Annotated in this window: 20 protein-coding genes; 17 read left to right on the top strand and 3 right to left on the bottom strand. The window is 45.7% G+C overall.

Annotated elements, in window-relative coordinates:
- The first annotated feature begins 144 nt into the window (after positions 1-144).
- From MJB10_RS07415 to MJB10_RS07455, 9 genes are all read left to right on the top strand, one after another.
- Positions 145-594, top strand: a complete 450-nt coding sequence (locus MJB10_RS07415) for an OsmC family protein (RefSeq protein WP_314803081.1) — start codon at positions 145-147, stop codon at positions 592-594.
- A gap of 28 nt (positions 595-622) precedes the next feature.
- Positions 623-2,440: a cache domain-containing sensor histidine kinase gene (locus MJB10_RS07420; protein ID WP_314803083.1), complete on the top strand. Its 1,818-nt coding sequence runs from the start codon at positions 623-625 to the stop codon at positions 2,438-2,440.
- Complete coding sequence (locus MJB10_RS07425) at positions 2,437-4,035, top strand: response regulator transcription factor (RefSeq protein WP_314803084.1); 1,599 nt, start codon at positions 2,437-2,439, stop codon at positions 4,033-4,035. The genes MJB10_RS07420 and MJB10_RS07425 overlap by 4 nt, the downstream gene beginning before the upstream one ends.
- A gap of 94 nt (positions 4,036-4,129) precedes the next feature.
- A complete protein-coding gene (locus tag MJB10_RS07430; protein ID WP_314803086.1) occupies positions 4,130-5,485 on the top strand; it encodes an extracellular solute-binding protein in 1,356 nt (451 codons plus the stop codon).
- Positions 5,486-5,489: 4 nt separating this feature from the next.
- Positions 5,490-5,678: a hypothetical protein gene (locus MJB10_RS07435; RefSeq protein ID WP_314803088.1), complete on the top strand. Its 189-nt coding sequence runs from the start codon at positions 5,490-5,492 to the stop codon at positions 5,676-5,678.
- A gap of 110 nt (positions 5,679-5,788) precedes the next feature.
- Positions 5,789-5,998: a hypothetical protein gene (locus MJB10_RS07440; protein WP_314803090.1), complete on the top strand. Its 210-nt coding sequence runs from the start codon at positions 5,789-5,791 to the stop codon at positions 5,996-5,998.
- The gene (locus MJB10_RS07445; RefSeq protein ID WP_314803092.1) at positions 5,995-6,669 is read left to right on the top strand and encodes a carbohydrate ABC transporter permease; all 675 of its coding nucleotides are present in this window, start codon (positions 5,995-5,997) and stop codon (positions 6,667-6,669) included. The genes MJB10_RS07440 and MJB10_RS07445 overlap by 4 nt, the downstream gene beginning before the upstream one ends.
- Positions 6,670-6,692: 23 nt before the next feature.
- On the top strand, positions 6,693-8,324 hold the full coding sequence (gene nagZ / locus MJB10_RS07450; RefSeq protein ID WP_314803093.1) for a beta-N-acetylhexosaminidase: 1,632 nt from the start codon (positions 6,693-6,695) through the stop codon (positions 8,322-8,324).
- A 150-nt stretch (positions 8,325-8,474) separates the two neighbouring features.
- Entirely contained in the window at positions 8,475-9,737 is a 1,263-nt protein-coding gene (locus MJB10_RS07455; protein ID WP_314803095.1) for an MFS transporter, read from the top strand.
- Positions 9,738-10,446: 709 nt separating this feature from the next.
- Here MJB10_RS07455 and MJB10_RS07460 read toward each other — a convergent pair.
- A complete protein-coding gene (locus MJB10_RS07460) occupies positions 10,447-11,202 on the bottom strand; it encodes a DeoR/GlpR family DNA-binding transcription regulator (protein WP_314803096.1) in 756 nt (251 codons plus the stop codon).
- Between the two features lie 130 nt (positions 11,203-11,332).
- Entirely contained in the window at positions 11,333-12,973 is a 1,641-nt protein-coding gene (locus MJB10_RS07465; protein ID WP_314803098.1) for a response regulator, read from the bottom strand.
- 255 nt (positions 12,974-13,228) lie between these two features.
- Between MJB10_RS07465 and MJB10_RS07470 the strand changes: the two genes are divergently transcribed.
- The 8 genes from MJB10_RS07470 to MJB10_RS07505 all read left to right on the top strand — a co-directional run bounded on the left by MJB10_RS07470 (position 13,229) and on the right by MJB10_RS07505 (position 23,629).
- The gene (locus MJB10_RS07470) at positions 13,229-15,070 is read left to right on the top strand and encodes a sensor histidine kinase (RefSeq protein ID WP_314803100.1); all 1,842 of its coding nucleotides are present in this window, start codon (positions 13,229-13,231) and stop codon (positions 15,068-15,070) included.
- 429 nt (positions 15,071-15,499) lie between these two features.
- Positions 15,500-16,855 carry an ABC transporter substrate-binding protein gene (locus tag MJB10_RS07475; protein WP_314803101.1) on the top strand — a complete coding sequence of 452 codons (1,356 nt, stop codon included), beginning with the start codon at positions 15,500-15,502 and terminating at the stop codon, positions 16,853-16,855.
- 64 nt (positions 16,856-16,919) lie between these two features.
- Positions 16,920-17,825 (top strand): carbohydrate ABC transporter permease, encoded by a 906-nt coding sequence (locus MJB10_RS07480; protein ID WP_314803102.1) that lies wholly within the window; start codon positions 16,920-16,922, stop codon positions 17,823-17,825.
- 12 nt (positions 17,826-17,837) lie between these two features.
- Positions 17,838-18,659 (top strand): carbohydrate ABC transporter permease, encoded by an 822-nt coding sequence (locus MJB10_RS07485; RefSeq protein WP_314803105.1) that lies wholly within the window; start codon positions 17,838-17,840, stop codon positions 18,657-18,659.
- Positions 18,656-20,383: a glycoside hydrolase family 66 protein gene (locus MJB10_RS07490; RefSeq protein ID WP_314803107.1), complete on the top strand. Its 1,728-nt coding sequence runs from the start codon at positions 18,656-18,658 to the stop codon at positions 20,381-20,383. The genes MJB10_RS07485 and MJB10_RS07490 overlap by 4 nt, the downstream gene beginning before the upstream one ends.
- 162 nt (positions 20,384-20,545) lie before the next feature.
- Positions 20,546-22,225 (top strand): hypothetical protein, encoded by a 1,680-nt coding sequence (locus MJB10_RS07495; protein WP_314803109.1) that lies wholly within the window; start codon positions 20,546-20,548, stop codon positions 22,223-22,225.
- Positions 22,226-22,351: 126 nt separating this feature from the next.
- Positions 22,352-22,918 (top strand): sigma-70 family RNA polymerase sigma factor, encoded by a 567-nt coding sequence (locus MJB10_RS07500; protein ID WP_314803110.1) that lies wholly within the window; start codon positions 22,352-22,354, stop codon positions 22,916-22,918.
- Between the two features lie 3 nt (positions 22,919-22,921).
- Positions 22,922-23,629 (top strand): anti-sigma factor, encoded by a 708-nt coding sequence (locus MJB10_RS07505; protein WP_314803111.1) that lies wholly within the window; start codon positions 22,922-22,924, stop codon positions 23,627-23,629.
- A gap of 49 nt (positions 23,630-23,678) precedes the next feature.
- On the opposite strand, the gene MJB10_RS07510 is transcribed toward MJB10_RS07505, so the two are convergent.
- A complete protein-coding gene (locus MJB10_RS07510; RefSeq protein ID WP_314803113.1) occupies positions 23,679-24,266 on the bottom strand; it encodes a c-type cytochrome in 588 nt (195 codons plus the stop codon).
- Positions 24,267-24,447 lie beyond the last annotated feature (181 nt).

A 24,447-nucleotide genomic window follows, 5' to 3' on the forward strand; every position in this document is an offset into this window, starting at 1 on the left:
TCGTGCTGATTAGGTGCGGGAACGATTTTTTGTTTTGCCCGCAGCACATTTGTGCAAAATGACAGAATCCCTCAAATCACTGGTGAATATTGCGCGCTTCCTTTACAATGAAACCACATAGTCCCGACGAAACGAGGCGAAACCATGATGAGCGAGCAATCCTTCGAACTCCAAGCAACGTGGACAGGCGGTCTGGATGGTACTGGCCGCATACAGGCGGCGAAGCTACAGACAGCGATCTCTGTCCCCACTGAATTTGACGGCCCTGGCACGGGCACGAATCCCGAAGAGATGCTGCTAGGAGCCGCAGCAACCTGCTACATCATTACGCTCGGCGCGATGCTGCAACGAGAGGGAATCCAATCCCTAACCCTGCATTCACACATTTATGTGGAGAGCAGACCGACAATGAAGGTGAAGTCGATCCTTCACTGTCCCTTGATCTGCGTGCCCTCAACGACGGTGCCAGAGAAGTTGGATAAACTATACCAAGCCGCCCTCCGCGCGGAGAAGACTTGTATGATTAGCAAAGCGCTGCGCGGCAATGTAGATGTACGTGTTCAACCCGAAATTCGGTTAATGGAAGTCATGTGATTCTATAGAGAAGGGGATCATCGCCGCGATGAATCTGAACAAAAAGGTATTTATCGGATTTTTACTATTCATCATCATCCCTTTATTTGTCCTAGGGTCAGCGGTATACAGCGTCTCCCAACAGCTCATTGAGAAAAAGTACGGTGATCTGACGGAAGTCTCGCTCCAAGCCATCTCGAGGAACATATATTACATGTTCAAAGAAGCGAATTATTTTTCGGACTTCTGGATGGTGAAAGACAGTATTCAAGATATTTATAAAACGATGGATGGTAAAAAGCCAAACACAGAGACATTGTCCTCGTACGATTTGAACGCTTTCGATACGCTGCTGCGCGGCTCGATTCTGACCTATTCGCCAATCCAGTCAGTCGTCATTTACAACAATGAAGGCAAATCCTTCAGCGCTGGAAAAACGAGCGGAAGCGCCATTCCATGGGCAACGCTTCAGCAAAGTTTGGCGTTTCAACACATTAAGGAACTCAATGGCAGTCCGCTGTGGATTGGGCCGTCCGAGTTCAAAGAGTTTGGTCCTGGCCGCGGCGGGGAGTTTTATCAAGCGCGCTTGGTCAAGGATTTCTGGACGATGGATAATCTCGGCTACATGCTGTTGAAATTTAAATTTAATGAGCTGGATCCTATATTCAAATCGTTCAACACGAACGAGCAAAGCTCCAAACGCTATCTGCTCGTGAATAAAAGCGGTCTCATTTTTTACGATAATAAACAAAATTTTGAAGGCGCGAACGTGCTGCAGCTTACACAAGGGAAGCTGGATTTGGGACGTAATAATTACAGTTTTCAAGCTGATTTTCAAAATGAGAAAAGTCTGATTTCCCTCTATCATTTGAATATTAATGGGATGGGTGTCCAGGATTGGAGCGTCATTTCGGTCACTTCGTGGAAATATGTCGCCGGTGAGCTTGAAACGATCATGAAGCTCGTGGCGGGGATTACGTTTATCTGTTTATTTTTTGCGTTGGTCTATAACCTGGTATTTGTTAGACGTATTATTCAATTGATCCTGCGAATGCTGAACGCCATGAAAAAAGTAGAGCGCGGCGATCTCACAACACGTATGGAAGAGAGCGGCAAGGATGAAACGACGGCCCTTGCCAGAGGCTTCAACTCCTTGGTTGTTCGTGTGGAGGACTTGCTGGAAGAGGTCAAGCGTCAGCAGGACCGCAAAAATAAAGCAGAGCTGATGCTGCTGCAAGCGCAGATTAAGCCTCATTTTCTTTTTAACACACTGGAATCGATCAATGTTCTGGCCATTCAGAATCAAGGTAAGAAAGTTAGTCAGATGGTCATTCGGCTAGGTAATTTACTGCGGATTGGCATGGAAAATAGAGAAGAAATCTCCCTTAAGCAGGAGCTGGAGCACTTGCGGAGTTATCTGGAAATTCAGGAATTCCGTTTCGAAGATCAATTTCAATATGACATTGAAGCGCCGCCAGAGCTGTTGCATGAGCACATATTAAAGCTGACGCTCCAGCCGCTCGTGGAGAATAGTTTGCAGCATGGATTTGAAACGATTGAGTATATGGGGCATATTTCCATTCAAGTCAAGGATGAAGGAGAGCGGATAGGACTCTATGTGACGGACAATGGGGTTGGGATCAGCCAAGAGAAATTAGCGAAGTTTCATTATAAAACAGAGCTAGAGACATCCATCCACGAGATTCTGGACTCCAATGAAGAGCGGCGTGGGCTAGGCGTAAGTAATGTCGCAGACCGCATCCGGATTCAGTACGGTGAACACTATGGCATGTTTATTTGCTCGCATGAGGGTCAAGGCACGACGATGAAGGTTGTAATCCCAAAACGGAAGAGGGAAAACCAATGAGATTGAAGGCTGTTTTGGCGGATGATGAGCCGAATATTTTACGTAATTTGCAAGCGGTAATTCCATGGGAAGAAATTGAAATCGATATTGTGGGCAAAGCTAGAAATGGGCTTGAAGCCTTGGAATTGTGCGAGCTTCATGTGCCTGATATCGTGATGAGTGATATTCGTATGCCGCATATGGACGGTATTACCTTTGTTCATAAGCTAAGGGAAATCAATGAAGAATGCTCAGTACTAATGGTGACGGGGTACCAGGATTTCGACTATGTTCGCTCGCTACTCAGAGCAGGGGTAAGCGATTATATTTTGAAACCAATTGACTATGAAGAACTGGAGAATGTGATCCGGAAAGTAGCAGCAGACATTCGTGCAAAGAAGCTGAGCCAACATGAGGAGCACCTGAAATGGGGCAAAATCAGAAGCTTGGCGTACGAGAAAGTGCTTCAGGATATTATGATGAATTACACCGATATTACAGCAACTACGCTGTTGCCGATCGATTATGGCGACCTGGAAACGCTGCGTTATGTGTTCGCCATCATTGATGTGGACGACTATTCGCAGAAATCGCTGCCGTGGACAGAGCAGGAGAGGAAGCTTTGGAATTTTGCCGTGCGCAATGTGCTGCAAGATTCTTTGGCCGATGAACAGTCACAATTTACAGTTCTGCATATGCGAGAAGGCGAGTGGGCCTTGCTCATGGTTTGGGAAGATGGGGTGGAGGCTTCTGTCGAAGCGAAACTGCGTACCCTGTCGGCCAAACTACAGCACAATGTGCGGGAATCCGTGAAGCTGGGCATCAGTATCGGTTACTTCCCGCAGCCTGTCGGCTTGCACCAGCTTGCAGATACGTATCAGAAGCTGCTGCGCTTCATGCAGTTGAATTTGGATAAACAGGAATCGGTCCTTCCTTACAAGGAAACCAAAGAATCGGTTGATGCGAATACGTCCCTATGGTTCCTCGTCGAGGAAATTGTAGCGGGACTTAAACAGCTCAGTAAGCCGAAATCCGAGGATGCGTTAGATCGTTTGAAAATGCTGCTGGAGGGATTAACGGAAAGCTCGTTCGCCCGGGCGTTTCAGATGCTGCATTATTTAATTCTGCATGTACTCCGTGAGCTGCGCGAGATGAACGCACTGGATAGTTCCGAAGAGGAACAGATTTGGCGTGAGCTGGATAAAAGTGAAAGCATTGCGCATCTCCTACAGGTGATGGTACATCTCGTATCGATCGGGCTCGAGGGCTCGAATAAGAAGAAGAACAGCGAGCTGCTCATGGCAGCCGCGAAAGACTATATTCGCACGAATTATTCCACGGATTTTGGCATTGAAGATATTGCAAGCTCATTGGGCATTTCCTCAAGCTATTTCAGCTTGTTATTTAAACAGCATTTCGGTGAAACCTTCGTAGAATATGTGACGAAACATCGCATGGAGCTGGCGAAATCGATGCTGCTGCACAGTGACAAAAGCATTACGGACATTGGAAAATCGGTGGGTTACATCGAGAGACGCTATTTTACGAAGGTATTTCATAAGTTTACTGGCGAAATTCCATCGGAGTACCGCGACAAGCGGAAGGAAGGGAACTAGAGGATTTTGCCCCTAGATTAGGAATTTGTCGGTCTTTAGGACGAAGAAAGGTTCATTTATACTTAAAAGGTAAGGTAAAAGGAGAACCGGGTTTATGAGAAAACGAACGTTTATTTGGGGCGCAGGTGCCTTGGCTCTTACATGCCTGCTATCGGCGTGCAGTGTGCTGTCCGATAATACTAATTCACCTCGTGAAGGTGAGCACGCCAGTGGACAAGGGACGCCGCACGGCCCTATACAATTGACGATCCGGCATACGCAAGTGAAGGATACACAGAAGAAACGGCTGGCCATGCTGCAGGACGTTGTGAAGGCAACGGAAGCGAAGGTGCCAGGGTTGACGATTACACTCGACGGTGTCGAGGATAAGGTCAATCGTTTCGAGAAGCTTCGCGCCGAGATGGCTGCGGGCAATCCGCCGGAAATTTTCGATCTGTTCGGCGGTACAGATACGAAGGATTACGTGAAAGCGAACCGATTGTTGGATCTGACGCCAATTCTGCAAGAGCTGGGGTTAACCGATAAGTTCTACAGCTTTCAAGAGTTTACGGTGAATGGCAAAATCTATGGAATTCCTATGGCTGGTTATGTAGAAGGCCTCTACTATAACAAGAAGATTTTGGCTGGGAATCATATCATTCCACCTCAAACGTGGGATGAGCTGATTGCCGCTGCTGGGAAATTGAAAGCTGCCAAGGTGACGCCATTCGCGCTGTCCGCGAAAGATTCATGGGTCATCAATATGATGATGAATACCATGTGGGTTCGTACGGCGGGGACGAATTCTATTGAGGGCTTCCTGAACGGCAGCAAGCGTTGGACCGATAGCGATGTGGTTAAGGCTTTCGAGCAATATCAACTCCTCATTCAAAAGGATTATTTCCAGGATGGCAGCCTAACGCTTGCCTATGCGGAACAGCAAAACACTTTCAGCAGCGGAGGCGCCGCTTTCATGTTCGATGGCAGCTGGGCGAATACACCGCTCCTGGATAAAGACAAATCAAGCATCACCGAAGATGTAGGATTCATGAATTTCCCTTCGATGGGAGGGCCAGGCGATGGCTACATCAATGGCGGTTGGTCGAATGCTTACGGCTTTTCGCAAAAGGTGACGCCGGAGCAGTTGATCGCCATCAAAGAGTTCATTAAGCAAATGTATAATGAGCCCATGCAAAAAAGACAGCTCATCGAAGAAGGCATGCCTCCTGCGATGAAGCTGTCAGATACGAGTCAAGTGAACCCGTTAATTACAGAAATCTTGAATGTATTTACGAGCAGCAAGGGCTCTTTCCCCGCCTACGATTCCCGCATTCAAACGAAAGTTCGGGAACGGCTTGAACGCGGGATGCAAGAGCTGCTGGGGGGACGGACAGATCCTGTTTCTCTGATGGCAGAGATGCAGAAACAACAGGAAGCTTCGAATAAAGAAGAATTCCATACCACCAAATAGTAGGATGACATATGAACAAAATGGGAAGAAATACATGGGCGTATACGCTGCTAACCTTGCCAACGCTGCTCCTTTTCGCGATATTCTTCCTCTTTCCGATGGGAATGGCGCTGCGGTATGGATTCACAGCGTGGAATGGGATTTCCCCCGCGACGTTCAATGGGCTGCACAATTTCATCACGGCTTTCCATGATCCTTATTTCTGGATCGTCGTTTCCGTGATTTATAGCATCCCGAAGCATCTCCTGGAAGCTGCTAAGGCCGGTTATCCTGGTGATTATCCTTTTATCCATAACAGGTGGCATGAAAGCAATGGATATTGTTGTCGTCATGACGGGTGGGAACCCTTATGGCATTACGGAAGTCATGGCCTCATATATGATCAAAAAAGCGTACCGGATTGGCGAATACGGCTATGCGAACAGCATTGCGTTGTTGATTCTCCTTTTTACCGCCATTCTAACCTCTGTATTCGGTTGGTTGACTAGCAAACAGGAGGAGGTGCGTTATTGATACGAAAAGCTTCACGGCGAGCCTTTTCACATGGGCTGCTTCTTCTTTATATAGGGGTGATTTTATTTCCATTAAGTTGGACCCTAAACTCGTCTTTCAAATCGAATAAAGAAATTATTACAGCACCTTGGTCCTTTCCGCACGAAATCTCCTTTTCGAATTACTGGAACGCGTGGAGCGGGGCGCATGTAGGGCATTATTTTATGAATAGTGTGATTAATTCAACAGTATCTTCGAGTGTTTCGTTACTGCTAGGGACGGCAACGGCTTATGCAGTAACACGGATGGCTTTTCCGAAAATAAGTTTGGTTATCCGCCGCATTCTGCTCCTAGCGCTGCTAATTCCCGCGGCTTCCTTGCTGGTGCCCTTGTATATGCTCCTAAGAAGCTTGCACCTGTATAATACGTCGCTTGCGCTCATTCTGCCGTATGTGACGCTCGGTATACCGTGGACGGTGTTCATGGTCAGTTCGTTCCTGACATCCATTCCGAATGAACTGGAAGAGGCGGGGATTATGGACGGACTGTCCATTTTTGGTCTGTTATGGCGTCTTATTGTGCCGATCGTCATGCCGTCATCTCTCTGCGCAGCGATCATGATTAGTGTCATTCCGATTGTTGTGATGTATCTCCTGCTTCAAAAGCGCATCATGGTCAATATCAAAGCCTAACCACATTCAAGGAGCGTGTACATATGTCATCTGTTGGTACTACGAATTTTAAACCGCTAAGTCTACGTCAAAAGGTAGGTCAACTTTTTGCATGCGGTTTTGATTCCAAGACGCCCAATGCGGCCATTACCCAATTAATAGAGAACTATGGCATTGGCGGTGTCATTTACTTCCGTCGCAATGTGGAAGATGCGCATCAGCTTGCTCAGCTTTCCGCGGATTTGCAAGCGATTAGCAAGCGCAGCGATGGTCAGCCGTTGTTTATTACGGTCGATCAAGAGGGCGGGATGGTGTCCCGTATTGAAAAAGGAGCAACCTTGCTGCCGGGCAATATGGCATTAGGTGCGGCCTTTGCGCCATCTGGCGTATATGCCAGCGCGAAAGTGATGGGCAAAGAGCTTCGTCAAATGGGCGTCAATATGAACTTGGCCCCTTGCCTGGATATCAATAACAATCGATTGAATCCCGTAATTGGTGTCCGCTCCTACGGCGAGACAGCTGCGCTGGTTAGCGATATGGGTACGCACGCTGTGAAGGGCTTGCAAGACATGGGGGTCATTGCAACGGTGAAGCATTTCCCTGGTCACGGCGATACAACAGCCGATTCCCATCATGATCTACCTGTTGTGCCGCACAGCATGGAACGCTTAATGGAGCTGGAGCTTGCGCCGTTCGTTAAGGCGATTGAAGGCGGCGTTGATGCGATTATGACCGCGCATGTGGTATTTGAGGCGTTAGAGTCGAGCGGTGTTCCTTCGACATTGTCCTATCGCATTCTAACAGAATTGCTGCGTGAACAGTTAGGGTTTAAAGGTCTCATCGTGACCGATTGTCTAGAGATGAAGGCGATCTCGGAGGGTGTAGGTGTAGCGGAAGGCGCTATACGCGCTGTTGAAGCAGGTGCTGATATTTTGCTCGTGAGCCATGAATTAGAGCGTCAAATTGCTGCGATCGAAGCTGTGATTGCAGCTGTCGAGAGCGGTCGTATCCCTGAGTCGCGTATTGACGCTTCCGTGATGCGTATTATAACGAATAAAATTAAAAGAGGCATAAGCTTCGATACACTAACCCCGATTCCAACAGAACCGATCTCAACACCAGAACATCAGCTGCTTGCGAAAGAACTCAGCCGTAAGAGCATTACGAAAGTGAAGGATGAAGTGGGCCAGGTACTCCAAGTGAACGATAAAACGCTTGTGATTTGGACGGAGGTGCAGTCTGGCACTGAAATCGATGAGGTCGTCGATCGGACAGGTACATTAGGCGGTACGTTATCAGAGCTGACGGGAGTAACGGTCCAAGAGGAATATCTCGGCTTGTATCCTTCGGATGAAGAAGTCGAGGAGATGGTGAAACGCGTCGATTCCTATGAGCAAGTGGTCGTTGTCACCTACAATGCCACGTTTTCCCCAGGTCAAACCAAGCTGGCCAAAGCTTTAAACCAGAAGGAAAACCTTCACCTGATCGTCGCGGCTGGCCGTAATCCATATGATTTACTCGAATTCCCTGAAGTGAAAACGTACTATGCCTGCTATGAGAATCGCCCATTAGCGATGGTCTCTCTGGCTAATGTGTTGCTTGGTCGCGAAGCAGCCGTGGGTCGCCTGCCTGTAACCTTATCTGAGCAATATCCCATCGGCTGGAGACAGGATTAAGGGGAAATTCGTTATACAGAAATTGTATCTAGCATCTTTCAACATCTCTTTGTAAAATCAGATAGGTTTGTGAAACTTTCTGTTTCCTTGCACGTAGGAACAATGCACGCATTTCACCAACGATCTATTTACGAAGGGGTGTTTTTTTGCATGAGCCTTGCTAACGCTCAATCTGAACCGACGATGCGTTCTTTTTTCACGAGTCGTTTCGTTCAATCCATTATGCTATCGGGCATTTTGCTGCAAGTGGGTATATGGATACGTAACTTTGCGATACTGCTTTATGTGACGGACATGACGAATAATGATCCATATTCACTATCACTTATTTCTGTTGCAGAATTTGCTCCGATCTTCATTTTCTCTTTCATTGGCGGCACATTCGCTGATCGATGGAGACCGAAATTGACGATGGTGTGGTGCGATATCTTAAGCGCAGCCTCCGTCTTCATCATTTTAATCACCCTGTATATGGGTTCGTGGAGAGCGATCTTCTTCGCCACCTTGGTGTCATCGATCCTATCCCAATTCTCTCAACCATCGGGGATGAAGCTTTTTAAAGTGCATGTCCCTGCTTCTCAGATGCAAATGGGGATGTCCATGTTTCAATCGATGATGGCGATTTTTATGATTATCGGGCCTATTCTTGGCACGGCGATCTACTACCGCTTCGGGATTGAAACCGCCGTTGCGATTATGGGCGTGTGCTTCCTTCTATCAGCGCTCGCGCTTAGCTTTCTGCCTGCGGATGGGAAAGAGGACGTGGCATCAGAGCAGCGGAAGACGCATATTTTTGCAGAAATGGGACAGGGCTTTCGCTATGTGTTGAAAAATCGGTTGCTCGTTATCCTAGGCGGTTGTTTCGCCGTATCGGGTCTGGCAATTGGGCTTATTAGCCCGTTAGGGGTGTTCCTCGTGACGGAGCATTTAGGCATGGCGAAAGAGAATCTCCAGTGGTTTATGGCGACGAATGGGATTGCCATGATTATTGGCGGAGGCTTGACGATGGGGTTCTCCAAGAAATTATCGCCACAAGCGCTACTGATCCTTGGCATGGTTGTGAGTGCGATTACGTTTGCGATCATTGGTATGTCGCATGTTTTCTGGATCGTCCTTTTGATGCAATTCTTCTCAGGCCTTGTGATGCCGGCAATTCAAATTGCCATTAGTACACTAATTCTAGGGAATACAGAAGAATCATTCGTAGGCCGTGTGAATGGGATCTTAACCCCGCTCTTCATGGGGGCTATGGTGATCATGATGAGTTTGGCTGGCACGATTAAAGCCTCGTTCTCCCTTGAAACCATCTATGTCACATCTGCGTTGCTGTTTGTGGTTGGTATAGTGATCATGCTGCCTACCTTGAAAATGAAAACAGGAACTGCCCCGCAGCCGAGCAGTGAGTTGAAATAATGGGCTTCACAGCTTGTGAAGCTTGATCCAGAAGACGCGATGCCACCAAGCCTTGAAGGTTGGGGGTATCGCATTTTTTTGCATATCCGTCCAATACCCTCGCCCGGACTGCCCTCGCCCAGATCGCCTCTGGAGTGATATAAATCATCAATCCAGAAGTGAATCCCAGCTACGGAATCACCGAAATGATGAAAAACCCTCTTTCAGCGGGTAAATATGGCCATGCAGCGGTTAAACACGACCTATAGTGATGTAAAACATCACTACAGAAGCAATTCCCAGCTTCGGGGTCTTTGAAATGATGAAAAATCACCTTACAGCAGGTGAGTTCATTGTGAGGTAACTGCATGCTACTTGAAGTAACGCTGGCATGAGCAGAGGATATAGCGATCAGAATTAGATGTGTAGTTTAGTTTGTCTGGTCGAGTTTCTTGCTCAGCAACATTACACCATGTTGTAGAATGTACAGCATTTTTCACCGTTTGGGGCAATAATCGAGCCTGATGTTGTAATTTGTGCAGGATTATTCATTAAAAACCAGGATGAACCCTCCATTTCCCTCAATCTTGTTGCAGATTATACAACATCCGAGCTAATAATGCGCATCTGAGTAGGTAATGTTGCACGGGATACAGCTTGCAAACGCTCGTTGCGACAAGCATAAATAAAGCCCCATCCTCTTTTTCGCTAAAGAGAATGGGGCTTATTCTTACAGGAACGGCGCGCCAGCTTCCTTGAACGCCTGCTTCATCTCAGGCGTAATGGAGGAGTCGCTGATGATGCCGACGGCTTCCTGAACTTCGCCAATGACGAATAACGAGCTGCGGCTGAATTTGGAATGGTCTGCGACCAAGTACGTTTCCATGGACTGCTTCATCATACGGCGATTCGTTTCCGCTTCCAGTTCGTTATAAATCATCATGCCGCGGGAGAGGGAAAGTCCATCGACGCCCATGAACGTTTTGCGGATGCTCAGGTTATCGAGCGTTGCATTAGCAAGTGGTCCTGACAATTCGAACGTCTGAGTCCGAATGACACCGCCAGTCAGAATGAGCTGAAGCCCAGGCGTGCCGATCAACTCATAAGCGATATTCACGGCATTCGTGATCACCGTGAGGTTCTTGAATTGGTTCAGCTTTTTCGCAATGAAAGTCGTCGTCGTCCCGCCAGTTAAGCCGATAATATCGCCGTCTTCGATGAAACGAAGCGCCTTATCTGCGATTTCCTTCTTTTCTTCGGTGTAGAGGTCCATTTTGTTGAAGAAAGGGACTTCCACTTTCAAGCTTTCAAGCACCGCGCCGCCGAAGGTGCGGATACAGCGTTTTTCTTGCTCAAGAATTTCAAGATCACGTCGTGCAGTAGCTTCAGATACATTGAATTGCTTCACAATATCCGTCAAGGCGATGGAGCCTTTATCTTTAATCGCGTGAATAATCGCGTCGCGGCGAACATCTGTCTTACCCATGGTACCCCCTAACAGCTCCCTGTTCGGCAAGCTAAGTAACGAACATATGTAAATAGGCTGATTTTACTAAAAGTACGTTACTCATATCTTATCATGGCAAGGGATGGTAGTCCATCGGATTATGCGCACATCAGCCGTTTGCTCCTTCACTTTTGCTTGAAGTGTGCATTTCTTGAAATTCGCCAGGCGGTATTCCGAAATATTGCTTAAACATATGGGAGAAATGCTTCACACTTAGATAGCCAACCCGTTCAGCAACATCGTAGACTTTCTCTAAAGGGAGAGCTTTCAACTGCTTAGCCGCCTGCTCCATTCTTATTTTTGTGAGAAATTTGATATAAGGCTCATTCATTTTTTTGTGGAAAATGTTACTCAAATAGCTGGAGGAGACGCCGACTTTCTCAGCTATCAACGCAAGACTCAGCGGCTCCGAATAATGCGCATAGATATACGCTTTCGCTTGTGTCACAAGATCCAAATCGTTCTGAGGATCTGGATGGGATGGATGGCTCTTCGTTAACTGTTTCACGATATCTCTGAAGAGTGCACTGGCATCTTCTAAGAGCAACTCGTCTCGAGTAGTGTATCGATGTCCTTTGAGCATGTGAAGAGCCGTTTCAATAAGTTCACTAAGTGTCTCCGCGTGAACCCCAGCGATGCTGCGAATGAGGTGGACACCGAATTTCATGACGGAGGCATGGGTGGCAGGTTGGGGGATCAGGTTGACATAGTTTTTAACGGCCATAGAGATAGCCATCTCATTACTATCAAGCATGCCTGATTTGATGGAAGCCATAGCTTTGTCCAGCTCGCCGATGTCAGGCAAGGCGCCACAGCTCTCCTTGTAGCTAAATAAAGATAGATCAGGATGAAGAAGTCGAGCCTTCATGATCTTACGTGCTTTCTGATACGAGGCGTATAGTTGCAGCACATCGCTTTCTGCAGAACCCGTGGCGCTGACGATCGTAATTCCCGTATTCTTCTTAATCTCGGCGTAGATGCTATCGTGCAGAAGTCTGCATTTGTGCAGCAATTCCTCTTCACATTCACCAGTAATCAGTAAGACTGTGTTTTGATCATCGTCAAAAAAAACAGTTTCAGCTCCTGTTTCCTCAACAATCTCTGTGGTTACTTTATGTAAAATAAATCTGAAAATCGAGATATCACTAATCGGTACATCACGCTCCAAGATTTTCTCCTGGTCCAAATCCACAATCATAATCATGGCTTCGGCCTCAATGAGATTGACCTTTAGACGGTAAAAAAGAGGATAAAGGGCCTTGATTTCCACAGAGCTGTCAGTAACAACCGCTTTCAGAAATTGTTTAACCACTTGATGCTTGGTGTCTTCGGAGACGTTTCGCATCGTCCGGTAAATGAGCTCCTCGCTTGTTTCTTTCATGAGATCAGTGGTTATTTTTTCTAATGTTGCAATCAACTCATCTTTGACCAAAGGCTTTAATAAGTAGCTATGAACGCCATATCGAATGGCTTCTTTGGCTAATGAAAATTCATCATGGCCAGATAAAATGACAACTTTCTGCTGTGGAAATTGTTCGGAAACTTTCTTGCACAGTTCGATACCGTCCATCTCGGGCATCTTGATATCTGTAATAATAAGATCAAATCGCTTGTGTTTCAGCAACTCCCACGCTTCATAACCATCTGCAGCTTCAGCAGTAACCGTCCATTTGTCATGAAAAAGTGGAATATTGTGTTTCAGATATTCCCTTGTCAGTGGTTCGTCGTCAACAATCAGCAGGTTGTACATGGCACGCCACCTTAATTTTACATAGTGTAGTCATCATTTGTTCAACTCGTTAGTTCGACAGTTTCTTTACAGATTCCTTTCGAATTATGAGCACCTAAAAAGATCGTACTCCCATCTAAAAAAATCGGTGTCTATTTAGGGGGTTCAAGGGATGCAAGATCAATCTGCGCGTTTAAAAGTATGGTATATTGATAGAACAACAAGGATTGTACGTATGGATTAACATTTACCTACTAAGACACTGAGGTGCTCTTCATGATCCCATTTATTAGGCCAAGAAAGTATAAGGATTGGAGTATTAAGTCTAAATTACTCATTATGACGGGCATGCTTATCCTTTGTTCGGTCATCGTGGTATCACTGCTTTCTTATATCCAATATACAGGTGATTTTGAGAAACGCTCAGCGGATAGTGTACAACAGATCATGGAACAAGTATCGTTAAATATTGACTCGTATTTAGATGATTTATCCCGGTTGTCCGTAGCCCCTTATCGGAATCGCGAGGTTATGGCTGCTTTAGAAAAAAATACAGAAGGTTCGGAAATTGATACGTTAATTAAAACGAGAACCATTGAGAGCTTTCTTGATGAAATTATGATCATTCCTAGAAATGATATTATCAATGTGTTTGTGTTAACGGATAGCATTTATGCAAGCGGCAAAGAACAGATAAATCTCAACACGACTGTCGACTATACAAATTTTGACTGGTACAGAAGTGCCTACTCTACGCGTGAATCCATTTTCATCCCAACCCACCTGCAGCAAATAATCAAGAACCCGAAGCGAAAAGTATTTTCCATCGTCAGTCAGTTGCGTAGTACGAAGGATACGGAAAGAATCATCGGTGTCATTAAAGTAGATGCAAATTATAGCGGAATTGAGTCGATATGTAACAAAGTTCGGATGGGGGAAAAAGGCGGGCTCTTTATTATCGATGGCAACCGAAATCTGATATTCTCTAATTTTTCAGAGGGGAATGAACAGGATTTCTACAGCGCTATTCTCAGTCATGGCGTCTCTAATACAAAAATCAAACAAGGCAAGGAATCGTATTTACTGAATGCCGTGTCGATCCCACGTTCCAATTGGACGATTGTCGCGATAAATTCAGTATCAGAACTCAACAAGAACGCCTCCCAAACGCGGAATAAAGCGTATTTAATGGCCTTGTTCTCCTCATTGCTCGCAATCTTGGTTCTTATTTTCTTTATCAAAAGATTTTTAAATCCATTGCTAGATATTGTGAAGTTGACCAAAGAAATCAATCGTGGAAATTTGTCCATTACTTTTCCTGAACACCGCAATGATGAAATCGGCTATTTGAGTTCCTCTTTTAATAAGATGATCCTTAGAATCAAAGACATGTTTGAGCAAAATACGCGACTCGTTGGCGAAGTCTATGAAGCGAATTTCCTGCAGAAAGAAGCCCAAATCACAGCGTTATTTAATCAAATCCGTCCTCATTTTATATTTAACACCTTAAACATGATCAGTCTGCTTATGCAAAGCGGTAAACAAGAGAAAGCAGTGGATCATATTAATAAGCTAAGTAGCCTCTTGAGGAGCATGGCAACATGGGATACCGAAATTACAGTTGGACAGGAGATGAACTTGCTTCATGCGTACCTCAGTATTCAAAAAAGTCGCTTTGAAGGTCGACTGATGTATAGTATTTCCATAGACGAATCATTGTTCGAATATCAGATTCCTTCCTTTTTGTTGCAGCCAGCTGTAGAAAATGCGGTGATTCATGGCTGCGAAAGGAAAAGAGGCATGACGAACATTACCATCCGAAGCAAGGTAGAAGATGATCTGCTCTACTTTTACATCGAAGATGACGGCAAGGGGATGGATGCAACGATATTGGAAAAGTTGAGAGTCAAAGTGGAGCAGTTAAATGTGCAGGATGTGGACAGCCGCAAGTCCGGGACAGGTATTGGACTCATTAACGTAAATAAACGGATCAAAATGAAATATGGCGTTGTCTACGGGCTCAGTATTGATAGTATCCCTGATAGAGGTACATGTGTCACCATTACATTGCCTAGATTTGAGGCAACGAATAATCTGTCCAGCATAATGGAAAGTTGAAGGAATACCCTCCCAAGCCGTACAACGGTTTGGGAGGGTATTTGTTTTTGCCTTAATCTGCTCGATTACTCGACATTGCCGTAATACCAGGTTTCACCAGTCGTCATGATGCGATAGTGGATGGAGAGAGCATCATCTTCAGACCATACGGAAGTGCTAGGGTTTTGACGAGTTAATACAATGTTCAGGTTCGACCAGTCCCCAGTAGCCGCAGGTCCTGTACTGGAAAGTTTATATAGGTTCGTTTTTTTGTGATCGAATAGGCGTGTGCATGGTGTTGTGGTTCACATTTTAATAGGAAAGGATGGAGGGGAGCATAAAAAAACGTACCATGATCATGAAAAAATGGTGTATTCAACGTCGCTCTGATCGAAGTAAGATAAAGCTGTAGCAACCAAACAATAGCAAGTAGAAAAGGGAGGAAGCAGCGTGATTAAGAAATCATTGTCGTTGGCTGCATGTAGTGCATTACTTGTATCTACCTTAGGGGCATGCAGCAATGGAGGTTCAACACCTAGTAGCACTCCAGGAGCTAGCACGGCCGCAGCGACAGCAGCACCAGCAGCGACGCCCGCGCCAGCGAAAGAAAAGGTGAAGCTGAAGTTTTTCACGGGTAAAGTAGAAACCGTTGAACTCATGAATGATCTGATTAAGAAGTTTAACGCAGCCAATCCAGGGATCGAAGTTGAACAGGAATACCAGAAGGATGCGAGCAATGTTATTAAAGTGAAATTCGCTTCTGGCGATGTGCCTGATATCACGACGGTTGTTGAGCAAGATTATATCGACCAGGGTAAATATTTGGATCTGTCGGGTGAGGCATTCTGGTCTAGAGTGTTGCCATCTGTGAAAGAACTGTCCACGGATGTGAAGACAGGTAAGCAGTTCAGAGTTGCGACCAACGTTACGATGGCAGGTATTTTCTATAACAAGAAATTGTTTGGCGAGCTTGGTTTGAAGGAAGCGCTAACATGGGCAGATTTTGAAGCTAATCTCAAAGCAATCAAAGCCAAGAAACCAGATATCACACCGATGTTCTTAGCTGGAAAAGACTCATGGACACTTGGTCATTTGATTGAGTTTATGGCGCATGGCGTTGTGAAGCAGAAGTACGGTGTGAATCCTGCTCGCCTAGCATTCATCAACAATGAGAAAGAGAAATTAGCATTTGATGCGCCAAACGGCAGCATGGATACTTTTGCAGCAAGAATGCTCAAATTGAAAAGCGATGGACTGATTAACAAAGATGCGCTGACAGCAACGTATGACAATCAGAAGGAATCGTTTGCTGCAGGTAAAACAGCTTTAATCTCTCAAGGCATGTGGGTACTTGGCGATCTACTTAAAATCAATCCAAATCTGAAGGACGATATCGGCTTTAGCCCATTCCCCGCATTGATTGACGGAACGAAGCCAGTAGTTATTTCGGCTGACGATTCCAGATATGCGATCACGTCAGATTCCAAGCACAAACAAGAGGCTAAGCTGTTCTTAGACTTCCTCTTCAAGCCTGAAAATCTAAAAACGTACAGTGAATTCTTGAAAACGCCTTCTTCCTTCACAGACGTGAGCGCTGATTGGGGTCCACTGAAGGATCAAGCATCAGCTGCTTTGAAAACAGGTGTGAACATTGCATTTACAGATACACCTTCTGGCTTCTCTGGTGATGATGCAGGAAGAATGGTGCAAGAATTGTTGGCAGGCAAATATAAGACCTCCATTGACTTCGCCAAAGAGTATACAGCGACTTGGGATAAAGCTTGGAACGCGACGAATAAAAAATAGCACCTCAAACAAAGTCAGGTAATGTGGGAAGAATTCACAGAAAGCCAAGGTGGATTCTTCCTACATGATTCAGATAGGAGAGAACACACTTATGCTGCTTCGTAGAATTAGCACTCATTTGCATAAATTCATGTCACTGCCGGCCATTCTGCTGTTTGCTTTCTTCTTCATATATCCCCTCACGCAGGGAATCGGGATCAGTTTAACTGATTCTAATGGCATCAAGGCAGCCTCCTTCATTGGATTGGATAACTTTGTCACATTTTTTCATGATGATCGCGCCATGAATGATGTGAAGAATACCGTTCTTTTCGCATTGGGGAGCGCTCCGCTGCTGAATCTTTTTGGTTTTTTATATGCTTTATTGTTAGATCGTCAATTCAAAGGTAAGAGCATCGTTCGAACGATTGTTTATTTGCCTGCCGTCATTAGTCCGCTCATTATGGGGTATATCTGGTATTTCATTCTTCAACCAGAACGGGGCTTTCTGTATCATATGTTGAATCAGCTTCATCTTGTTTTTTTGAGTGGCGACTGGCTGGGGGACAGTTCTTCGGCATTGAAGGTTCTCGTTTTGGTAAACGTCTGGCAGTACGTTGGTATTACGATGGTTGTCTACTTAGCTGGACTTCAGTCGATCCCTAAGGAAATCTACGAACAAGGTAAAATAGACGGTGCAAGCTACTTTGCATCATTGCGGTATATTACGATTCCCATGTTGTACCCTTCGATCAAAATCAATATCGTGACCAATATCATAGGCTCCCTCTCCGTATTTGATGTAATCTTAGCGCTCACGGACGGTGGACCAGGCTATAGCACGGAATCTCTAAGTATTTATATCCTGCGAATGTTATATGGCAGCTTTACGGGCTATTCAACAGCAGTGGCTCTCATTTTGTTCGCCATAATTATCATACCTGTTTATGTGTTTCTTCGAGTAACCAAATCGAAAGAGTACGAAATGTGAGAGGGCAGTCCTATGAAATTAACCAACCATATTAGCAAGTATGTAATCGTATTCATCATGGCATTGCTGTCGATTATTCCCTTCTATGTACTATTATATTTGGCCTTGAATCCACCATCGCGCACGATGTTTGACGGGTTCAATCTCCTGCCAGACTTCCATTTCCAAAATTTTAGCTCCGCATGGAAATCATCGAAGCTAGGCAACGCGATCATTAATTCTCTCATTATTACGGTGGGAGCGGTGCTCACGATCGTTCTCGTATCTAGTACGGCGGGCTACTCCATCGCTAGATTTAAAAACAAATGGAACTCGGCAATCTATTCGACGTTGCTGCTGTGTATGATGATTCCTGCCATTATTATTACAGTACCCCTATACACATTGATGAAAAATATTCATGGCATCAACTCGCATTGGGCGATGATTTTACTATTGGCAACGAATTCACTTCCTCTGGCCATCTTTCTGTATACCAGCTTCATCAAGGCGCTGCCGCGCGAAATTGAAGAGTCTGCAATCATGGACGGATGTACGTACTTCTCCGCATTTTGGCGGATCACTTTCCATTTCCTAAAGCCTGTTACTGCGTCGGTAGTCATAATTTCGGGACTATCGATCTGGAATAACTATGGGCAGGCTGTATTTTTTCTGCAAAGTCAATCTATGAGAACCGTACCTCTGGCAATCAATATGTTTTTCCAAAGCTATGGTGCTCAATGGAACTTGATGGCAGCCGCAGCGGTTATTGGTGTATCGCCAGCGGTCATTACATTTCTGGTTTTCCAAAAGTATTTTATTAAGGGTATAACCGCAGGAGCGGTGAAAGGATGAATACAATGAAGCAGATGCAGCCATATATTCAGGATGTCTACCCGAAGAAAGCACAGTTTATTCGAAATGAGAGCATCACCATCGTCATAGAGATTGCCAATCCTACAGCTGGATCAGTGAAGCTCCGTTTGGACACGAGTGTGTCATTTTTACAACATCAATTAGAAGTGTATGCGTGTGACGTGGTGGCAAAACCTTCTGAAGTTACGAATGTTGAACTGAGTATTACGCCTAAAGATGCAGAATGTAATGGTTATGGGGTAGATGTAAGCCTCTATGAGCAAGGCAATCTGACTGATGAGCAATCGACGTCATTTGATGTGGTTTCCGATTGGCGCAAATCCATCCGCTATGGATTTCTAAGTGATTTCTATACTTCGGAAGCGGGGGATACGACAGATGTGGCCTATATCAACAAACTGCATCTGAATGTGGTGCAATTTTACGATTGGATGTATAAACATGACGATCTCATCCCGCCACAAGATGAATTCCGCGATTTAATGGGACGAGATCTCAGTATAGGTGTTGTTAAGGAGAAGATTGCGCTTTGCCATCAATACGGCATGAAAGCCATGGCCTATGGCGCTGTGTATGCGGCGAATAAAGGATTTTATGAGAAGCATCCTGATTGGGCACTGTATGATAGCGCAGGGAAAGTGCTAACGTTTATCGATATCTTCTACATCATGAATACCTCACCAGCATCGCCGTGGCACCAGCATATTATTGGGGAGTATGTGAAAGCCATCGAACAGCTCGACTTTGATGGTATTCATATGGATACGTACGGATTCCCGAAAACAGCGATATCAAGGCTGAACGGTATCGAGAAAATGGAGCGGTTGCAGGAGCATTTCCCGGTATTAATTGATAATACGAGAAAGGAACTCGAGCAGAGCAAGGATGATATTTGCCTCATATTCAACAATGTAGGGAATTGGCCGGTAGATACAGTTGGCTTGGCGGATCAAAATGCGATCTATGTAGAAGTGTGGCATCCCTACGAGCGTTACCATCACCTCCAAGGGATTATCTCCCGTGCGAAGCTAGTCAGTCAGGGCAAGCCCGTCATTCTGGCGGCTTATCTCAAGCCATTTAAGGAAGCTACAACTGAGACGATGGCGCAGGCTAACCTATCAGCGTTACTTTTAACAGCCGTCATTGCGGCTAGCGGGGGCTCTCATCTTCTCCATGGGGAGAAGCAAGGTGTGCTGACACAAGGCTATTATGTGGATCATACGACGCTGGAGGATCCAGCCTTCATTAGGCAGATTCGAGATTACTATGATTTTATCATCCGGTATACCAATGTGCTTCATGATGATTCCATGCGTGACGTTTCGATGACACATACGGATGGCGACAATTTCGAATATGTATTCGAAGGTATTGACCGTAGTTCCTACGGTGAAGCGGGGAAAGTTTGGACGATCATGAAAGAAAATGCGAAGTATAAGACAATTCATTTCATTAATTTAACGAATAATGATGATTTATGGAATGAAGGGAAGAAACGGCCCCTTATTCAAAAGGACATGAAGGTAAGCATAGTGCTAGATGGAAAGGCGAGATCAGTTTTCATGGCGTCCCCAGACAGCAATCTAGGTCGTCCTCAGATATTAGAATATGCCGTGCATCCAGGGGACAAAGGGAATGTATTGACGGTGACAATCCCGCAATTGCAAATATGGGATGTTCTGGTGGTGGAGATGGAAGTGTAACTTATAAAAACTGTCTACGTGTAGATTAAATCTATCTGTGGACAGTTTTTTTATTTATAAAGTGCAAACCGATATCAGGTAAGCTGCGTTACCTTAATAGGAAAAGCATTTCACCAGAAGTTGATGGATCATCAACTTACTTTAGGAGGCGTATATACCCGTATGAGCAAATTGAAAAAATTGGTTATTTCCGCAAGCGTCGCTCTTGGCGTTGTCTTGGGCATGAGCGCTTTGACCGCGTTCGCAGCGGAGCCATTGCAAGTGAAGTCAGAGACCGATATCGCAGGCGATCTGGGCATTCTGCATGGTGACGGAAGCGGGCTTACTTCAGAATATTTAGCGAAGTCCACGACGAGATTTCAAGCAGCAATTATGTTTCTACGATTAAAAGGTCTGGAGTCGGAGGCACTAGCGTACAGCGGGACGGATAATTTTAAGGATGCTGGTCTTGTTTATCGCGAGGGTCAATCGGTACTTGGTTATCTCAAAGCGCATCCCGAGCTTGGCTGGCAAGGAACAGGTGCGGACCAATTTGATCCGTTATCTGGCATCACATCCCAGGCGTATTACAAGGTATTACTAGAAGCTCTCGGCTATAAGCAAGGCGTAGACTTCGAGTTCGATAAGACGATCGCTTTTGCAGAGGAAAAGGGCTTATCCAAAATTGCGGCGATCCAGCATATCGTAAATATGAACATAGCAACGGCGACGATTGAAGCGCTACATACAAAATCAAAGGGCAGCGATCGAACATTGGCAGCTGTTCTAACCGAAAAAGGCGTGCTTGCAGCGGATAAACAAGCGGAACTTTCCTACAAATCGCTGCAATTAAAGCAAAATGATGCCTTGGGAAGCTATCTGACGGATTCCAAAGGGATGACACTTTACTATTTTACAAAGGATGCCGCAGATCTGAATTCCTGTGTGGATGCATGCCTAGCGAAATGGCCGATTTATGCTGATAATCAATTTGTAGTGCCTGCGGGCTTCCAAGCCGCTGATTTTAGCCTATTTGTACGTAAAGATGGCAAGCAGCAAATTACTTACAAAGGCTGGCCTTTATATTATTTTGCTACGGATAAAGCAGCAGGTGATACGTTTGGTGATGCAGTTGGTAAAGTATGGTACGTTATTAAGCCGGCGGCTGGCGTTGCCGTTGGGACGAAAGCCGATCTTGGCAACTTTTTGACAGATGCGAATGGCATGACGTTATACTATTTCGACAAAGATACGAAAGGCGTTAGCAACTGTTCTGGAAAATGCTTAGATAAATGGCCGATTTTCTATGCGGATCACATTGCTGCACCTACAGGCGTGAATTCGGCAGATTTTGGAACGATGGTTCGCGCTGATGGGAAGAAACAAACCACCTATAAGGGGTTTCCTTTATACTATTGGGTAGATGATAAGAAAATGGGAGATACGACAGGTCAAAATGTAGGTACGGTCTGGTTTGTTGTCGATCCTGCAAGCTTTAGCGGCACGAAAGCAGTAAACAGCTCGGTGAAAACGAGCAAATCGGATCAACTTGGCACGTATCTAGTCGATTCCAAAGGAATGGCACTCTACCTGTTTACAAAGGATAAAGGGGATATGAATTCGTGTGTTGGTCAATGTATCGTGAACTGGCCCGTTTTCTATGATGCGAATTTGACGGTGTCGAGTGATTTGAACGCTAGCGATTTTGGTGAATTCACTCGTAACGACGGTACGAAGCAAACGACGTATAAAGGCTGGCCTTTGTACTATTGGATTAAAGATAAGAACCCTGGAGACACAACGGGACAAAATGTAGGGAAAGTTTGGTTCGTGCTAGATCCTGCCAAAACGGAAAGCAGATAGGCTGTAACGGTGAACTTCAACCTTCTGTTTCATACAGAAAGGTTGGAGTTTTTCTGTCTATTTTTGATGGAAATATGGTATGGTTAGAGGGAAATAGACTTTAATCGACTCGGGGAGAGCCAGGCTATGCGAAATCGAACTGATGGAGAGCTCATGAAGCTGGTTATGGCGAAAGAGCAATCTGCTTTAGAAGAGCTCTACGATCGTTATGCTAAGCTAGTGTACTCGTTTGCCATGAAAGCCATGAAGAATGAGCAGGAAGCGAGAGAAATCGTACAATTAGTGTTTACGCGACTGTGGACAACTGTCACAGGTTATGATGCCAGCAAGGGCAGCTTCGTCAACTGGATGATCACAATCACACGCAACATAACGATTGATTACGTACGCAAGAATCGTAAACTGGGCCAAGTTGTTCGATTTGAGCCCCGTGAGTGGGAGCAAAAGCTTGTTTCGGGAGAAGCGAATCCAGAGACGGTTATTTCCCGCAAATGGACGGCTGAACAAATTCAGCAAGCGTATGTGCATTTATCAACGAATCAAATTGAACTGATCGAAATGATGTATTGGGAAGGTTACTCATTAAGCGAGATTGCATCTCATAAGAATGAACCTGTGGGTACGGTTAAAAGCCGTTTGCATCAATGTTTAAAAATACTTCGCAAGCATTTGACATCACTGAGGGGAGGATGACCCATGAAAGAGCTAGAACCTGTCGACTGCAGCTATCTCATCAATTATTTAACAGGCGAATGCACGGAATGGGAACGTGCTTCTTTCGAACGGCATCTGCGCACTTGTGATTCATGCAGAGAAGAACTGCCAGAATTGCAATCCGTCTGGCTTTCGCTTCCTTTTCAGATGGAAGAAGTCGAGGTGCCATCGGATTTGAAGAGTCAGGTGATGAACGCGATTGCCAAGGAACCTAGGCGGAAGCGTCGCTCTTTCACATGGATGTATGGCTTAACGGCAGTGATCATTCTTGGTATTGTTGTAGGCACTGTATGGAACTACAATCCATTCACGAGTACTAAAGAAACGACACAGGAATCGGTGGATTTGCCCGCAGAAGTCGTCAATACGTTTGAGTTGACATCAGCAGACACTGCTATGCCATCGGCTTCAGGAACTGCTTGGGTCGTCAAGCATGGGGATATGAATAAAGTTGTGGTCAATCTGTCTGGGTTGAAAGAAACGCAAGGGGACTGGACCTACCAAGTGTGGCTGAACCATAATGGGAAGAAGTATAACTGCGGTACGCTGCATGTGGATAAAAAGGGTGTAGGTGTGCTGGCCTATGATGTGAATGTCAAGGAGTTGAAAATCGACTCCATTGGTGTCACGTTAGAGCCAGATCCGAACGGCACACAACCGCGAGGGAAAAAGGTACTGGGATCGACTTGAAATGAAAAAATGCAGGCTTCCTTTCTTGAGAAAGGGGCCTGCATTTTTTTCATTTCTTGCTAGCCAGCCAATTGGCTAACGCATCGATGTCTTCGGGTTTCAACTTGTCTTTGAACGGCGGCATTTCGACCCTGCCATTCATGATTTGGTTGACGATCTGCTCTTTGGTTTTACGTGCCCCCACCTTAGTCAGATCGGGGCCATAATCGCCGGCTAAGCCTTCGCCATGGCAAACAAGGCAGTTGTTTTTGTAGAGCAGCTCGGCTTTCGCGTTGCTGCTGACTGCTGTTTCCTGCGGCTTGACGGAGACCGCAGGTGTAGGCGTTGGCGCTGGCGTCGCGCTCGCTGGCGCCGGTGTAGGCGTTGGCTTCGGCGATGGTGTCGCCGAAGCTTGGGGCTGCGGCGTTGCACTGGCAGCCGCAGGGCTGGCCGTGGCGGCAGGCAAAGCCGTTGCCGCTGGGGCTGTAGTCGCCGACACCTGCGGAGTCGGCGCAGCTGTTGCCGTCGCTGCCGCCGACGGCGTGCTTGTTGCGGCAGCCGGCGTGCTTGCTGCCGGGCTAGCTTCTTTCCCGCTGCAGCCGGATGCAGCGAAGAGAAGCATCCCGCAAAGGGTTGCTTGTATCCATTTGTTCAACATGTACCAGCTCCTTGTTATGTATGCTATTAAAGGTAACGGATGCAAATGGAATTCGGTTTTGTTTGATTGAAAAGAAAAATGGGGGACACCGACATTGGTGTCCCCTTTCGTTGAAATATCAGCTATCCATATTTATTCTGGAGTTAGTAGAAAATATCGATTAACTCGCCAGCAGAAAGGG

The organism is Paenibacillus sp. MBLB1832, from assembly GCF_032271945.1.
Lineage (GTDB): Bacteria > Bacillota > Bacilli > Paenibacillales > NBRC-103111 > Paenibacillus_E > Paenibacillus_E roseopurpureus.

What these genes read in the sequence shown, in the direction of transcription:
- MJB10_RS07415 (WP_314803081.1), top strand. Translation starts at nt 145, where the DNA reads ATGATGAGCGAGCAATCCTTCGAACTCCAAGCAACGTGGACAGGCGGT.
- MJB10_RS07420 (WP_314803083.1), top strand. Translation starts at nt 623, where the DNA reads ATGAATCTGAACAAAAAGGTATTTATCGGATTTTTACTATTCATCATC.
- MJB10_RS07425 (WP_314803084.1), top strand. Translation starts at nt 2,437, where the DNA reads ATGAGATTGAAGGCTGTTTTGGCGGATGATGAGCCGAATATTTTACGT.
- MJB10_RS07430 (WP_314803086.1), top strand. Translation starts at nt 4,130, where the DNA reads ATGAGAAAACGAACGTTTATTTGGGGCGCAGGTGCCTTGGCTCTTACA.
- MJB10_RS07435 (WP_314803088.1), top strand. Translation starts at nt 5,490, where the DNA reads ATGACATATGAACAAAATGGGAAGAAATACATGGGCGTATACGCTGCT.
- MJB10_RS07440 (WP_314803090.1), top strand. Translation starts at nt 5,789, where the DNA reads ATGAAAGCAATGGATATTGTTGTCGTCATGACGGGTGGGAACCCTTAT.
- nagZ (WP_314803093.1), top strand. Translation starts at nt 6,693, where the DNA reads ATGTCATCTGTTGGTACTACGAATTTTAAACCGCTAAGTCTACGTCAA.
- MJB10_RS07455 (WP_314803095.1), top strand. Translation starts at nt 8,475, where the DNA reads ATGAGCCTTGCTAACGCTCAATCTGAACCGACGATGCGTTCTTTTTTC.
- MJB10_RS07460 (WP_314803096.1), bottom strand. Translation starts at nt 11,202, where the DNA reads ATGGGTAAGACAGATGTTCGCCGCGACGCGATTATTCACGCGATTAAA.
- MJB10_RS07465 (WP_314803098.1), bottom strand. Translation starts at nt 12,973, where the DNA reads ATGTACAACCTGCTGATTGTTGACGACGAACCACTGACAAGGGAATAT.
- MJB10_RS07470 (WP_314803100.1), top strand. Translation starts at nt 13,229, where the DNA reads ATGATCCCATTTATTAGGCCAAGAAAGTATAAGGATTGGAGTATTAAG.
- MJB10_RS07480 (WP_314803102.1), top strand. Translation starts at nt 16,920, where the DNA reads ATGATTCAGATAGGAGAGAACACACTTATGCTGCTTCGTAGAATTAGC.
- MJB10_RS07485 (WP_314803105.1), top strand. Translation starts at nt 17,838, where the DNA reads ATGAAATTAACCAACCATATTAGCAAGTATGTAATCGTATTCATCATG.
- MJB10_RS07490 (WP_314803107.1), top strand. Translation starts at nt 18,656, where the DNA reads ATGAATACAATGAAGCAGATGCAGCCATATATTCAGGATGTCTACCCG.
- MJB10_RS07495 (WP_314803109.1), top strand. Translation starts at nt 20,546, where the DNA reads ATGAGCAAATTGAAAAAATTGGTTATTTCCGCAAGCGTCGCTCTTGGC.
- MJB10_RS07500 (WP_314803110.1), top strand. Translation starts at nt 22,352, where the DNA reads ATGCGAAATCGAACTGATGGAGAGCTCATGAAGCTGGTTATGGCGAAA.
- MJB10_RS07505 (WP_314803111.1), top strand. Translation starts at nt 22,922, where the DNA reads ATGAAAGAGCTAGAACCTGTCGACTGCAGCTATCTCATCAATTATTTA.
- MJB10_RS07510 (WP_314803113.1), bottom strand. Translation starts at nt 24,266, where the DNA reads ATGTTGAACAAATGGATACAAGCAACCCTTTGCGGGATGCTTCTCTTC.